The 13,772-nt window shown below is 35.4% G+C and carries 11 protein-coding genes; 6 read left to right on the forward strand and 5 right to left on the reverse strand.

Annotated features, from left to right (window positions below):
• Nucleotides 1-200: 200 nt before the first annotated feature.
• Nucleotides 201-881, forward strand: coding sequence for a S24 family peptidase (locus K322_RS0114115; RefSeq protein ID WP_026627455.1), 681 nt, complete (start codon nt 201-203; stop codon nt 879-881).
• A gap of 70 nt (nt 882-951) precedes the next feature.
• Here the strand turns inward: K322_RS0114115 and K322_RS0114120 are convergent, their stop codons facing one another.
• Complete coding sequence (locus K322_RS0114120; RefSeq protein WP_026627456.1) at nt 952-1,947, reverse strand: class II fructose-bisphosphate aldolase; 996 nt, start codon at nt 1,945-1,947, stop codon at nt 952-954.
• A 507-nt stretch (nt 1,948-2,454) separates the two neighbouring features.
• Here K322_RS0114120 and rbr point away from each other — a divergent pair.
• The 3 genes from rbr to K322_RS0114135 all read left to right on the forward strand — a co-directional run bounded on the left by rbr (nt 2,455) and on the right by K322_RS0114135 (nt 6,960).
• A complete protein-coding gene (gene rbr, locus K322_RS0114125) occupies nt 2,455-3,033 on the forward strand; it encodes a rubrerythrin (protein WP_026627457.1) in 579 nt (192 codons plus the stop codon).
• 118 nt (nt 3,034-3,151) lie between these two features.
• On the forward strand, nt 3,152-4,996 hold the full coding sequence (locus K322_RS0114130; protein WP_026627458.1) for a DUF3857 domain-containing protein: 1,845 nt from the start codon (nt 3,152-3,154) through the stop codon (nt 4,994-4,996).
• Entirely contained in the window at nt 4,993-6,960 is a 1,968-nt protein-coding gene (locus K322_RS0114135) for a DUF3857 domain-containing protein (protein WP_035332181.1), read from the forward strand. The genes K322_RS0114130 and K322_RS0114135 overlap by 4 nt, the downstream gene beginning before the upstream one ends.
• 43 nt (nt 6,961-7,003) lie before the next feature.
• Here K322_RS0114135 and K322_RS0114140 read toward each other — a convergent pair whose 3' ends face one another.
• Complete coding sequence (locus tag K322_RS0114140) at nt 7,004-7,300, reverse strand: winged helix-turn-helix domain-containing protein (RefSeq protein WP_026627460.1); 297 nt, start codon at nt 7,298-7,300, stop codon at nt 7,004-7,006.
• A gap of 9 nt (nt 7,301-7,309) precedes the next feature.
• Nucleotides 7,310-7,912, reverse strand: a complete 603-nt coding sequence (locus tag K322_RS0114145) for a hypothetical protein (RefSeq protein ID WP_026627461.1) — start codon at nt 7,910-7,912, stop codon at nt 7,310-7,312.
• 585 nt (nt 7,913-8,497) lie between these two features.
• Between K322_RS0114145 and K322_RS0114150 the strand changes: the two genes are divergently transcribed.
• The gene (locus tag K322_RS0114150; protein WP_026627462.1) at nt 8,498-9,364 is read left to right on the forward strand and encodes a helix-turn-helix domain-containing protein; all 867 of its coding nucleotides are present in this window, start codon (nt 8,498-8,500) and stop codon (nt 9,362-9,364) included.
• A 105-nt stretch (nt 9,365-9,469) separates the two neighbouring features.
• On the opposite strand, the gene K322_RS0114155 is transcribed toward K322_RS0114150, so the two are convergent.
• Nucleotides 9,470-9,811: a MerR family transcriptional regulator gene (locus K322_RS0114155; protein ID WP_026627463.1), complete on the reverse strand. Its 342-nt coding sequence runs from the start codon at nt 9,809-9,811 to the stop codon at nt 9,470-9,472.
• A 44-nt stretch (nt 9,812-9,855) separates the two neighbouring features.
• A complete protein-coding gene (locus tag K322_RS0114160; protein ID WP_026627464.1) occupies nt 9,856-10,830 on the reverse strand; it encodes a M23 family metallopeptidase in 975 nt (324 codons plus the stop codon).
• A gap of 268 nt (nt 10,831-11,098) precedes the next feature.
• On the opposite strand from K322_RS0114160, the gene alaS reads away from it, so the two are divergent.
• Nucleotides 11,099-13,711 (forward strand): alanine--tRNA ligase, encoded by a 2,613-nt coding sequence (gene alaS / locus K322_RS0114165; protein WP_026627465.1) that lies wholly within the window; start codon nt 11,099-11,101, stop codon nt 13,709-13,711.
• Nucleotides 13,712-13,772 lie beyond the last annotated feature (61 nt).

Raw genomic sequence — 13,772 nt, forward strand, 5'->3', positions numbered from 1 at the left:
AGGCCTTTTTCTTTAAAAAAAAGTGAAAATAGAGATCAATACACCAATAAAACAAAGACTAAACACTAAGAAAGTAGCGAAATATATAATCGTAAGGCATGAATAAATAAAAAATAAAGAATTTTAGTGAGTGAAAGCATTTTTTTATCAAAACCTTTGATTAAATTTGCAGACACTCTTGAACAACATTTATCGAACTTATGAATCCAACTACGAAAGAAAGGATTATCCAATTTATTGGATATAAGAATATTAGCAAGTCTATATTCCTAAATACAACAAATATCAAAAGGGGTTTCCTTGATAAGGACAAACTGGGCGCAAGTGTCTCTGACACCCTTCTTGCTAAGATCATAGCAAGCTATCCGGAAGTATCCCTAGAATGGCTAATTACCGGAAATGGCAATATGATCAACAAATCAAAAAACTACGGCCATAATAATAAAGATGCTTTAGCTGATAGTGAAAAACCCATCCCTCTTTATACCTTAGACAAAATAAGTAACGTAAAACATCCGGGGATAGGCCCTTGGCGTGAAAACGAATCAGTACTGATTCCTCATATGCCGCCATGTGATGCAGCATTGTATGTACAGGTAGATACAATGTACCCAATATTGAAAACGGGAGACATAGTCCTTTACAAAAGAATTATTGACTTGGATTCATTATATTGGGGTGAAATGTACGTTATTGACCTTGAACGTCCTGATGATGAAGATTACCTTACTTTAAAATACATCTTCAGATCCGAACTAGGCGATAGCTATATTTCTCTGCACAGCTACAACCCAATCTACCCGCCCCAGGATGTGCCTAAAGAAAGGATTAAACGCTTGGGATTTGTAAAAGCATGCATACGATATAATAGTCTGTTATAAGCAAAAAGCTCAACAAAAAAAGCAGAATACAAAATTGTATTCTGCTTTTCTATATAATATAAAACTAAAATTAAGCTTTACCTGCACTACCAAGTACTGCTTCAATTTTATGTTTGTATAATTTTTTCATATTATCACGAGCTGGTCCCAGATATTTACGAGGGTCGAATTCAGCCGGTTTAGTTGCAAAAACTTCACGTACAGCAGCAGTCAAAGCAAGACGGCTATCTGAGTCGATATTGATTTTACAAACAGCAGAAGCAGCAGCTCTACGTAATTGCTCTTCAGGAATACCGATTGCATCTTTCAATGCACCACCATATTTATTAATAGTAGCAACTTGATCTTGAGGAACTGAAGATGCTCCGTGCAACACGATAGGGAATCCAGGAAGTTCTTTTTCTACTTCTTCAAGGATATCAAAACGCAATGGAGGAGGAACCAATATACCATTAGCATCTTTAGTACATTGTTCAGGTGTAAATTTATTAGCACCGTGAGATGTACCGATAGAGATAGCCAAAGAATCACAACCTGTTCTTGTTGCAAAGTCTACAACTTCTTCAGGTTGAGTATACGTATGGTGTTCTGCAACTACATCATCTTCGATACCGGCAAGTACACCTAGTTCACCTTCAACTGTTACGTCAAACTGGTGAGCATACTCTACTACTTTTTTAGTAAGAGCGATATTTTCTTCATATGGAAGGTGAGAACCATCGATCATAACTGAAGAGAAACCTGAATCGATACATTCTTTACAAGTTTCGAATGTATCACCGTGGTCAAGGTGAAGTACGATTTGAGGATTTTCCCAACCTAAACTTTTTGCATATTCTACAGCTCCTTGAAGCATGTAACGCAATAAAATAGGATTTGCATATTGACGAGCACCTTTTGAAGCTTGAACAATAACAGGAGATTTTGTTTCAGCAGCAGCTTGTACAATTGCCTGCAATTGCTCCATATTATTAACATTGAACGCAGGGATTGCATATCCGCCTTTTACAGCTTTTGCGAACATGTCTCTTGTATTTACAAGACCTAATTCTTTGTAACTTACCATTGTTTTTAATTTAATTATATATAAATACTGATTAATTCAAATAATCTATACAAAAATAGAAAATAATGTGATAAAAACACACCTCAAAACTCATTAAATTACATTTCGAGAGCAGAACAATAAACAAATTCACAAAATGCAATCCGGGCATTTCAAAGTTCCTTAATTTTTATCAGAACAGATTACATTTCAACAATTACTGACAGCTGGTTTAATGAGATTATAAATTAGACCAATTATAAATTAGCCGATACTTCTACTTTATGTTAATATAACAACAAGCTGATACACTAAGTTTTACTTCTCATCAATAGATTTTATCGATATCCCATAAACAAGAAATCTTTCAGAGGCTATTTTTTATTGGTAATTTTGTATGTATCAACTAGAAAGAGATAAGAAATAGGGCCTTCAATTTTTTATTCGGAATATAATAAGGCCTGTACACTTAAAAAAACACGATCGATCAACAAGAATATCAATATCAACTAAAAACTATCAAAACAAATGGAAAAGAGTATTAAAGGTACTGAAACAGAAAAATGCCTTCTAAAATCATTTGCCGGCGAATCTCAGGCAAGACAGCGCTATACAATGTTTGCAAAAGTAGCTAAAAATGAAGGTTACATGCAGATAGCTGCTATATTCGAAGAAACAGCCAACCAAGAAAAAGAGCATGCTGAACGTATGTTTAAATACATGGAAGGCGGAATGGTTGAAATCACAGTTTCATATCCTGCAGGAAAAATAGGCACAACCGAAGAAAATCTGATTGAAGCCGCAGCCGGAGAACACGAAGAATGGGCTCAGGATTATCCTGCATTTGCAGAGATAGCTGAAAAAGAAGGATTTAAACAAATAGCCACCATGTATCGCATGATTGCCAAAGTGGAAAACATGCACGAAGACCGCTACAAAGCATTGCTAGCCCGTGTTCAATCGGGAGAAGTATTCTTACGTGAAGAAGCTATCGACTGGCAGTGTATGAATTGCGGTTTTGTTATCACAAGCAAAACAGCTCCAAAACAATGTCCTGCATGCTTACACCCTCAGGCTTATTTTGAACCTTTGAAATGGAATTTCTAATAACTCCTTACCAACTTCAAAAAAAGCGACTTTAAATAAGTCGCTTTTTTTGTTTCGTTTTCACAAGAATATTCATAAAGGATCATTACTTTTGTGAATAAATCTTAACGAATAAAACATGCACTACATAACACTATTGGCAGGTTTTCTATTATCTATTTTATCATTGAGCGCAGAAGATATACATGACTGTGAAATATTATACAGGTCATCACACTATCTAATAAAAGACAATAAATTAACATTGACAGACTCTATTTCCTTACAGATCAATAACAGAGATGGAGAAAATCAGGCAACAATTAGCATTCCATATTCCAAAGGAGATAAAATCAGCATCGGAGAAGCTTGGATTGAAGATATGCAGGGAAATATCATCCGTAAACTACGAAACAAAGAGATTTTGGATCGCAGCTATATTTCGAACATTTCGCTATACGAAGATGACTTTGTTAAAGAATTTTCATTAAAACACAATCAATATCCTTATATTATAAAGTATTCATACAAGATTATATACCCGAGATTTCTCCAAATAGCGACATTTGACTATACTCAACGGCAAATACCCGTAAAGGAAGCTATAGTCTCAGTTGAAACGCCACCGGACTTCAAGATAAAATATCAACAAAAGAATATTACTGATCCGGAGATAATTAAAAGTAAGGAGTCAACAATATATAAGTGGATATTTTCATTTCTTCCTCAAAAAAAGGAAAGATATGGAACAGTCAACGATTCACAACAACCGATATTAAGCATTGTCCCTCTAAACTTTAATTATGGAGTAAGTGGAAGCTTTGAAAACTGGAACACCTTCGGCAACTGGATATATCGATTGAATCAAAACAGAGATATATTGCCTGAAACAGAAAAACTAAAGATTGACGAGCTCTTAAAAAGCCGAAAAGACAAAAAAGATAAAATAAGAACACTATACCACTATCTTCAGGATTACAACAGATATATTAATGTCTCGCTAAACATTGGAGGATTACAAACATATCCTGCCGATTATGTAACAACGAATCATTATGGAGACTGCAAGGCACTTACAAATTATATGTTATCCATACTTAAATATGCAGGGATAGAGTCTTTCTACACACTGATAAATTCCGATACCTCAATAAAGGACATTGATACGACATTTGCTCATCAAACATTTAACCATGTTATCCTAACGGTTCCTCTCGAAGAAGATACACTTTTTATTGAATGTACAAGCAAAACTCTTCCTTTAGGATATATACATTCATCTATACAAGGGCGAAAAGCTTTACTTATCACCGAAAATAATAGCCGCCTGATCAACATCCCTGCCCTATCTGACAGTGATGTATTATGTAATACAAACATTGAGGCTCAAATCGATGCAAATGCCAATAATACAGGGATCATATCTGCAATGACAACCCTGCGGGGCATCGAATTCGAAGAAATGAATTATATCGTTTCAAACAAGAACAAAAGTGCATACGAAAAATATATCATTTCAAACATTATACCTAAAACAATAGATCAACCGACCATCAACATCGGAGAAATAGACAGAGACAGTCTCTTCATAAAGATCAAAGCTAAGGGTCAAACAGGTTACTCATTCAAAAAAATAGGCAAGAACATTGCTATCACACCTATAAACAACCCAATACCGACATTGGAAAGTATCGAAAACCGGAAAAGAGGTATACAGATTGACTACCCGACACACAGAACAGAGAATCATACATACGAAATACTGAATGAATCCATCTCAAAAATACCGGACAATATCACGATCATCAGCCCATACGGCAACTATACACTAAAATTCGATAAAGATGGAAGCAAGCTCCACATACAAAAATCCTTCCTTATCAGATCGGGAAGATATACAATAGATGAATATGCTAACTTTTTTGATTTTATCAAAAAAATAAGAAATATCGAAACAAAAAAATATTATATAGAAATACTATGAAATTACTTTTCACACTATACCTCATACTGGGAATAGCAAGTCTATGTTCAGCACAAGAGAATTATTCCGAACAATACGGAAAAATAACTCAATACGAGATGTCCATGACCGAATATGAAAATGATCCGGAAGCTGAAGCTCTCGTTATATACAGCTTAGGGAATAATTATTTTCGGGGGGATGACGGTGTTGGTTTTTTTCTGCATATGGAGGTCAGTAAAAAAATAAAAATATTCAAACAAGCAGGTGTAAGCTATGCCAATATAGAGATTCCTTACTATACCGGAGATCGGGGAGCAGAAGAAATTCAGGATATAGAAGCCATTGTTTATAACATGGAAGGCGGTAAACTTGTAAAAAGCTATCTCGACAAGAAAAAAATATTCGAGGAGAAAGTAAACAGCGATTATTTTTTAAAAAAATTAGCCCTCCCCGATGTTAGGGAAGGATCCATTATTGAATACAAATACAAAATAAAAACTCCTTATTTTTTCAACATGAGAAGATGGTATTTTCAAGAAAAGATACCAGTTATTCATAGTCGTTTAAATTATAAAGCGATACCATATTACGAGTACACATACATAGTCAGAGGAACTACAGAATTTGACGAATTCGAAACAAAAACTCCTAATCGCGATGTTTCTTTTGCAGGACTTACATACAAAGAAAAAGAATATACATTCGGGATGAAAAACTTACAAGCCTTCAGGGACGAAGATTTTATCAGCTCCGAAAAGGATTATATAATCAGTATTATTTTTCAGATTTCACGAACATACTCATTCTATAATGGGGCAAAAAGAGATTACATGTCGACATGGCCCGATATGTGTGACGAATTTCTTAAATTCTCAAATTTCGGCAAGTACATCAAAGACAGTGAAAAAGAGGCGAAGAAAGTATTACCAGCCCTGAATCTGACCGGAGCTTCAACTTTAGAACAAGCTAAGTTAATCACCCAATATGTAAGGAACATGTATAGTTGGGATGGATTTAACGACAAATTTTCAACAAATAAACTTTCGGATTTTCTTAAATTAAAAAAAGGAAATGTTGCAGACATCAATCTGTACCTAATCGGCCTGTTAAAAGCCGCCAACATAAGTACTAATCCTGTTGTATTAAGTACGAGAGCAAATGGAGCAATAAGTAAGTCTCACCCCTTTCAACAATATCTAAACTACGTAATAGCAAGGGTTTCTATAGATGGATATACATATTTTATCGATGCATCTGAACCATTACGGTATTTCGACGAATTACCGACAAGATGCATAAATGTCGAAGGATTGGTCGTAAAGCCAAAATCTGAAGAATGGACAGTAACTTCGCAAAAAGAGATAGCCTCTACCTGTAAAAAATTTAAAATAAACATAAAACCAGAAAAATCACTTTTAGATGTAGACATATCATACACACTGAAAGGAGAAGATGCATACCAATATAGAGATATCTATGGAGGTAAAGACGAAAATTTGAAAGAATATTTCAGAAAAAAAAATAACATCTTAGATATAGACAGTCTGAATATACAAAATTACGACAAAGCCGATCAGCCTTTTGAGTTTACATTTAAGACCCAGACTTCATTTGAAAACGTATCAGGGAAACTCTTCATACACCCTTTTTGCAATTTATCGGTGTCTCAAAATATATTTAAGCACGAAAAGAGGTCACTCCCTGTGGATCTGGTGTATCTCCAGGAAGAATCATTCGTTTCTACGATTACAATACCCGAAGGATATAAAATAGAACACTTGCCGGATTCGGTTGATCACAATGGACGGATCATGGCAATCCTTTACAAAACGAAAGTTACAGACAATACAATTCAAATAGAAGCATCATATAAATTTCAAGCAAATATATATGATGCGAAAGATTATATTCGATTAAAAAATTCTTTCGCTGTTCTAACCAAACATTTATCAGATATGATTGTTCTATCGCGAAAGGAATAAGTACCTTATAAATAAAAAAAGAAAGCATTCAAGCTTTCTTTTTTTATTTATTATTTATGAGTCGTTCCAAAGCGTTAATATGCTCTTTAAACACCTGTCGACCTTTCTCTGTAACGCTATATGAAGTATTGGGTTTACGCCCTACAAACTGCTTCTTAACTACGATTACTTCTTCTTTCTCCAAAGCCTTAAGGTGGCTAGCCAGATTCCCGTCTGTTACATTCAGCAGATCCTTAATTGTATTAAAATCCACACTATCATTGACAACCAATACAGACATAATACCTAGACGCACACGGCTGTCAAAGACTTTATTTAATCCTGATATTATATCTTTCATAACCAAATATCACTTTTTCCGAACCTTATAATCGTATTTCAAATACATATAAGCTCCATATATAATATGTAATAAACCAAAACCTATAGTCCAAATCAACAATCCAGACTGAGGAATAAAACCGGCAATAAAACCCAAAAGTATTTCACAGGCTCCAAGTACTCGTATATCAGAATAACTACGAGCACCAAAACCAATCAGGGCAATACCATAAAAGATCAACATTGTTGGAGCAACAAGCGATGGACAATCATTATGAAGGAGAATAATACAAAATACACCTCCTATAACAAGAGGAATTCCTCCATCCCTGAAAAGACCAAAAGAGATCCCATTAAACAGCTTCACTCCTGATTTTTGAGCCTTTCTCCAAGAAAAATAAACACCCAAAGCCACAGATAAAATCAACACTAAAGCCGATAGTATAAATAAATCTGTCAACATACTGCCTGTAACAGATAAACTATCATACACTATTTTATAAGCGATCATAGCACCAACAAGAGCCACACAACCGGCTGCCACACCAGATATACCACTAAGAGTCAAAAATTTGCTTGACTTTTCCATAGTAGAACGTATATATCTTAAATCATCTATATTTTCACTCATACATATTTGCTTTGAGATACAAAGTAAGTGCTTTTATTTTAATAACAACACTACTTTTTTAGGAGAATATAATATACATTCAAATTTAACAATTAAAAAAAATAGTTTACAGCATCCAAATCAATAAAACAGACATCTCATTCTCTTAATTATAAAGAAAGAGAATGAAGATTAGCTTATCTCATCTAAGTTAAAAAAAACAGTTTCACAAAATATAAAATTTAACAATACGGATTAAAATTAACATATATTTTGTATATTTATAAACAGTTTTTCAATAATTATAAATACTTTTGCATGAACATTGAATATAGTAGAAGGAAGAGTGTGTAAGCTTTTATTTTAAGAGAAACAGATATTCTATTTAATTTATTTATACGTAGCCTGAAAAGTCGAATGAGTTTGCTTTCACCCTGTGTATATATCGACTCTATCCCGTGTCAAATAAGTAAATTTATTATATAAGTAACAGCAAGTATTTATTGATGTATTTTAAATGATAAGCAGCTCTTGCTGTATGCTTGCAAAGTTAAAAATAGGTCTAAGGCCTTAGAATCAAATTAAAACAGATTAATATCAGTATAAATGGAACTGTTATATCCTCACGAGCATCTAAATTGCTATAACTACGAAAAGGGCGATCGCCCGGCAATCGATCCTATATATTTGAATACTGAAGACAGATACAATATCGACATCTTAGAAAATAAGATAATTATATTACGAAGCGGACTCCTCAATTTTTCTTTTGGCTCTCATCTCAATCAAACACTTACTCCGGGCAATATGATTATAATTCCCGCGGGTTTCAGATTCACGTCCAAAGCATTAGCTGACACAAATATACTCATCTTCAGAATCAGAACAAATGTAGAACTCTGCGAAAGATTTGCACTGGAACAACTGCTGCTGGAAAAGGAAGATGGTGAAAATTTCGACAATATAGGAGTACTTGATTCGAACGAGGTTATAACAGAGTATATAGAAAATCTGATAAAACACATAACTGCAGGTCTCAGATGTTTCTATTTTTACGAAATAAAAATCAAAGAGCTATTCTTTTTATTAAGAGGGTACTACGTTAAAAAAGAACTTCTTCACTTTTTTTATCCCCTATTAAGCAATGATTTGACATTCTCTAATTTTATCTTACAAAATTATCATCAGGTAAGGACAGTCAAAGAGTTAGCAGAACTAACCAATTATAGCTTATCGGGATTCGAAAAGCATTTCAAAAAAGTTTTTGGAATTTCGGCTAGCCAATGGATGAGAAATCAACGAGCTAAAATAGTATACCACGACATTAATAGCGGCAACAAAACTTTTAAAGAAATCAGTTACCACCATGGGTTCACCTCTCCGGCTCACTTCAACGATTTTTGCAAGTTACATTTCGGGGCTACTCCCGGACAAATACGCAAACGTAAGTTTCACCCAAAAGGTGAAGTCTGAATAAGTTTCAAGTATTAAGTAAATAAAAGCATTTAATGATATATATCTTTAAGCTTTAACGGAATCAGATTATTATATACTAAAGTAACAAATAAGTCTGTGACCTTAAAGGCTATCCAATCCGCTTTTCAGATTATTCAATTCGGCTTTGATCTTTTCCAATCGTCTCAGTAACTCCAGACGACGGGTTTCTTCATCCTTTTTTACTCGCAAAGTCTGACGGGCTCCTTCCAGAGTCAGCCCCTTATCCTTTACCAAAGAATATACGAGAGCTATGGCTTCAATATCAACACGTGTATACTGCCTTACTCCGCTGGGGGTTTTCTTCGGCTTAATTTCCTTAAATTCAGTCTCCCAGAAACGAAGAAGAGACTCATTCACATTAAAATGAGCTGCAACTTCTTTTATCGAATAGTATAATTTTTTATCATTATCAAAATCAATCATTGATTTCTATTGTTGACTGTTTACTGATTATTACAATTCAAATATTAGTCCATAACCTGACCATGATTGTCTGCTATACGCAACATCTGATCATATTCTTCAGGAGTAAGATCCATAAAGTAGTATTTAGCCGGATTATCGGGTTTACCCTTAACATGCACTTCGTAATGTAAGTGTGGACCTGTTGATTTTCCGGTACTCCCTATTTTTCCGATGAGCTCTCCTCTCTTCACTTTCTGTCCTTGTTTCGCAACATACGCGCTCATATGCCCGTACAATGTCTCAAATCCGTAACCATGATCTATAATTATACAGTTCCCATATCCCTGACGCCATTCTGACCAAGTGACAACACCATCTCCTGTTGCATATATATCAGTGCCTTCTTTCGCGGTAAAGTCCATTCCGGCATGAAAACGTAATGTACCATACACAGGATCAATACGAGTACCATAGCCGGAAGCCACCCTTGACAAGTCTTTATTAGCAACAGGCTGAATGCTGGGTATATGCTGCAAACGGTCTTTCTGCTGCTTGGACAGATTCAGTATTTCATCAAAAGACTTGGATTGAACATATAATTGACGAGAGATCAGATCCATTTTTTTAGAAGTTTGCAAAATCATGTCAGGGTTAGATAATTCAAGCAAATAATCATATTTTCCGACACCTCCACCTGCAGAATTACGAATCGCAGAAGCAATAGGATCGGCATGAAAAATAGCTCGGTACATATTATCATCCCGCTGTTGAATATCTTTCAGTACGTCGGATACATTATCTAATCGCTTCGACAATATATTATATTGAGCACGAATAAGCTTATTCTCTTTTTTAAGTTCCATTTCCTTAGGTGAATCAAGCACATAATACATCAAAGCCCAGAAGCCAACAGCCCCAAGTATGATTCCTCCTAACAAATTACGGATTATAATGAAGACCTTTTTACCAATACCAGGATAGACACGCTCATAAGTGAGTGATTGCGGGTTATATATATAATATACTTTTTTTGCCATTCTGTATGATAAAACTCTCCGATTTTATTTTCGAGATAAGCGCAAAAGTAAAGTTTTTAGCTTATTTTTGCAAACTATTATTTATTAAGAATATGTAAAAAGGCCACTGACCTGTTTATGACTTTAATGAGTAAAAGAACCTGAAACTGTAGCAATTGGGCTGAATAAATTGACATCATTCACCCTACTAATACATAATCAGTTACATTAAAAGACAAAGTAAATTATAAATCAGACAGTACAATTAAATATTTACAATTACTAAAACATGATGACTTCTAAAGAAATCCGTAATTCATTCAAAGAATTTTTCAGATCAAAAGGACATCAGATCGTTCCTTCTGCACCAATGGTAATCAAAGACGATCCTACCCTGATGTTCACGAATGCCGGAATGAACCAATTCAAAGATATTATATTAGGTAACTCACCTATTAAATATCCCAGAGTCGCGGATTCTCAAAAATGTCTTCGGGTAAGTGGCAAGCACAACGACCTGGAAGAAGTAGGACATGACACATATCATCATACGATGTTCGAAATGCTAGGCAATTGGTCATTTGGCGACTATTTCAAAAAAGAAGCTATCGACTGGGCATGGGAATATCTGACAGAAGTAATCAAATTAGATAAAAACAGGTTGTATGTTACAGTATTCGAAGGCAGCCCCGAAGAAGGACTTGACAGAGATACTGAAGCTGCCGGATATTGGGAAAAACATCTTCCAAAAGACAGAATAATCAATGGAAACAAAAAAGACAATTTCTGGGAAATGGGAGAAACAGGTCCCTGTGGTCCTTGTTCCGAGATACATATAGATATACGCTCCGATGAGGACAGGGCTAAAATAGACGGAGCTACACTTGTCAACAAAGATCCGGATGTAATCGAAATCTGGAATCTGGTATTTATGCAATACAATCGCAAAGCAGATAAATCATTGGAACCTCTTCCTGCAAGAACTATAGATACAGGAATGGGCTTTGAGCGGCTTTGCATGGCTATACAAGAAAAAAAATCGAACTACGACACTGATGTATTCCAACCTCTGATCAAAGCGATAGGAACATTATCCGATACAACATACGGAACAGACAGCAAAAAAGATATCGCTATGCGGGTTATCTCCGACCATATCCGGACAATAGCATTTTCTATTGCAGATGGACAGTTGCCATCCAATGCTAAAGCCGGATACGTTATCCGACGCATTCTACGCCGTGCCGTCCGCTATGGATATACATTCCTGAATCAACACAAAGCCTTCATGCACAAACTGATACCTACTTTGATAGAGACTATGGGGGAAGCCTATCCCGAACTAGTTCAACAACGGGTATTGATAGAGAAAGTAATCAAAGAAGAAGAAGAATCTTTCCTTAGGACTCTAGAAACAGGAATCAAGCTGCTTGAAAAACAAATAACAGAAACAAAAGAAAAGAAATCGACGGTGTTAAATGGTGTCGATGCTTTTACCTTATATGATACATATGGTTTTCCGCTGGATTTGACAGAACTTATACTTCGTGAAAACGAAATGACTGTGGATGAAGAAGGTTTTAAATCTGAAATGCAGAAGCAGAAAGATCGTGCACGTAACGCCGCAGCTATAGAAACAGGGGATTGGATTACGATTCGTGAAGGAGACCCCGAATTTGTAGGATATGACTATATCGAAACCGATGCCGAAATTCTTCGTTATCGCAAGATTAAACAAAAAAGCAATGAGTTTTACCAAATCGTATTAAACCGTACTCCTTTTTATGCTGAAATGGGTGGTCAGGTTGGTGATACCGGATGGTTAATAAATGATGATGAGAAGATAGAAATACTTGATACAAAAAGAGAAAATAATCTATCGGTTCATCTGACAAAAAGACTTCCAAAAGATGTTACCGCACATTTCACAGCCCATATAAATAAGGAAGACCGCATAGCAACTGAATGCAACCATACTGCGACTCACCTGTTGCACGAAGCTTTACGAGAGGTGTTAGGTGTACATGTCGAACAAAAAGGCTCATTTGTATCGCCGTCAGTACTCCGTTTTGACTTTTCTCATTTCCAGAAAATGACAAACGAAGAAATACGGGCAGTAGAACGTTTAGTCACTCAAAAAATAAGAGAAGATTTTACCCTAGAAGAAGCCAGAAAAGTACCTATTGCCGAAGCTAAGGAAATGGGAGCTATGGCTCTATTTGGCGAAAAATACGGCGACGAAGTACGTGTAATCCGCTTTGGCAGCTCAGTCGAACTATGTGGAGGAACTCATATATCATCAACAGGCCGTATAGGTTCATTCCGTATTGTGAATGAGAGTTCTATTGCTGCAGGTATCAGACGTATCGAAGCTATTACAGCATCAGTTTGTGAAGAGTACTTCTATACTCAACAAGATGTGATTACTGAATTAAAATCTTTGATGAATAATGCTCCCAACCTGATTCAGGCATTCCATAAATTCTTTGAAGAAAATGCCGAAATGAAAAAACATGTCGAAGGTTTGATGAAAGAGAAAACAATTCAGTTAAAAGATTCGGTTGTAAAAAACAAACAATTCTCAAACGGTATATTGATCTTCTCTTTAAAAGGACAATTTCCATCTGAAATAGCAAAAGATATAGCATTCCAGATCAGAGGTGAATACACCGATCATGCCGTTTTCATCGGTGCAACCGAGATCAGCGGAAAACCAACCCTTACACTTATGCTCTCGGATGATTTAGTGGCTCAAGGATTGAATGCCTCTCAAATTCTTCGTGATGCAGCTAAGCACATACAAGGTGGAGGTGGAGGTCAACCTCATTTTGCAACAGCCGGAGGTAAAAATTCCGAAGGATTGGAAAAAGCAATGAATGAGATTATTGAGAAATTAGCATAATCGTAAGATTTATCTTATATTGAATGGCGGATCCTTTAAAAGATCCGCCATATTTATAAAA

Source organism: Indolivaga capnocytophagoides DSM 22835, from assembly GCF_000426485.1.
GTDB classification, from domain to species: domain Bacteria; phylum Bacteroidota; class Bacteroidia; order Bacteroidales; family Dysgonomonadaceae; genus Dysgonomonas_A; species Dysgonomonas_A capnocytophagoides.

Coding starts and splice junctions, on each gene's coding strand:
- K322_RS0114145 (WP_026627461.1), bottom strand. CDS start 7,912: ATGAGTGAAAATATAGATGATTTAAGATATATACGTTCTACTATGGAA.
- rbr (WP_026627457.1), top strand. CDS start 2,455: ATGGAAAAGAGTATTAAAGGTACTGAAACAGAAAAATGCCTTCTAAAA.
- K322_RS0114130 (WP_026627458.1), top strand. CDS start 3,152: ATGCACTACATAACACTATTGGCAGGTTTTCTATTATCTATTTTATCA.
- K322_RS0114160 (WP_026627464.1), bottom strand. CDS start 10,830: ATGGCAAAAAAAGTATATTATATATATAACCCGCAATCACTCACTTAT.
- K322_RS0114140 (WP_026627460.1), bottom strand. CDS start 7,300: ATGAAAGATATAATATCAGGATTAAATAAAGTCTTTGACAGCCGTGTG.
- K322_RS0114120 (WP_026627456.1), bottom strand. CDS start 1,947: ATGGTAAGTTACAAAGAATTAGGTCTTGTAAATACAAGAGACATGTTC.
- K322_RS0114155 (WP_026627463.1), bottom strand. CDS start 9,811: ATGATTGATTTTGATAATGATAAAAAATTATACTATTCGATAAAAGAA.
- K322_RS0114115 (WP_026627455.1), top strand. CDS start 201: ATGAATCCAACTACGAAAGAAAGGATTATCCAATTTATTGGATATAAG.
- K322_RS0114135 (WP_035332181.1), top strand. CDS start 4,993: ATGAAATTACTTTTCACACTATACCTCATACTGGGAATAGCAAGTCTA.
- K322_RS0114150 (WP_026627462.1), top strand. CDS start 8,498: ATGGAACTGTTATATCCTCACGAGCATCTAAATTGCTATAACTACGAA.
- alaS (WP_026627465.1), top strand. CDS start 11,099: ATGATGACTTCTAAAGAAATCCGTAATTCATTCAAAGAATTTTTCAGA.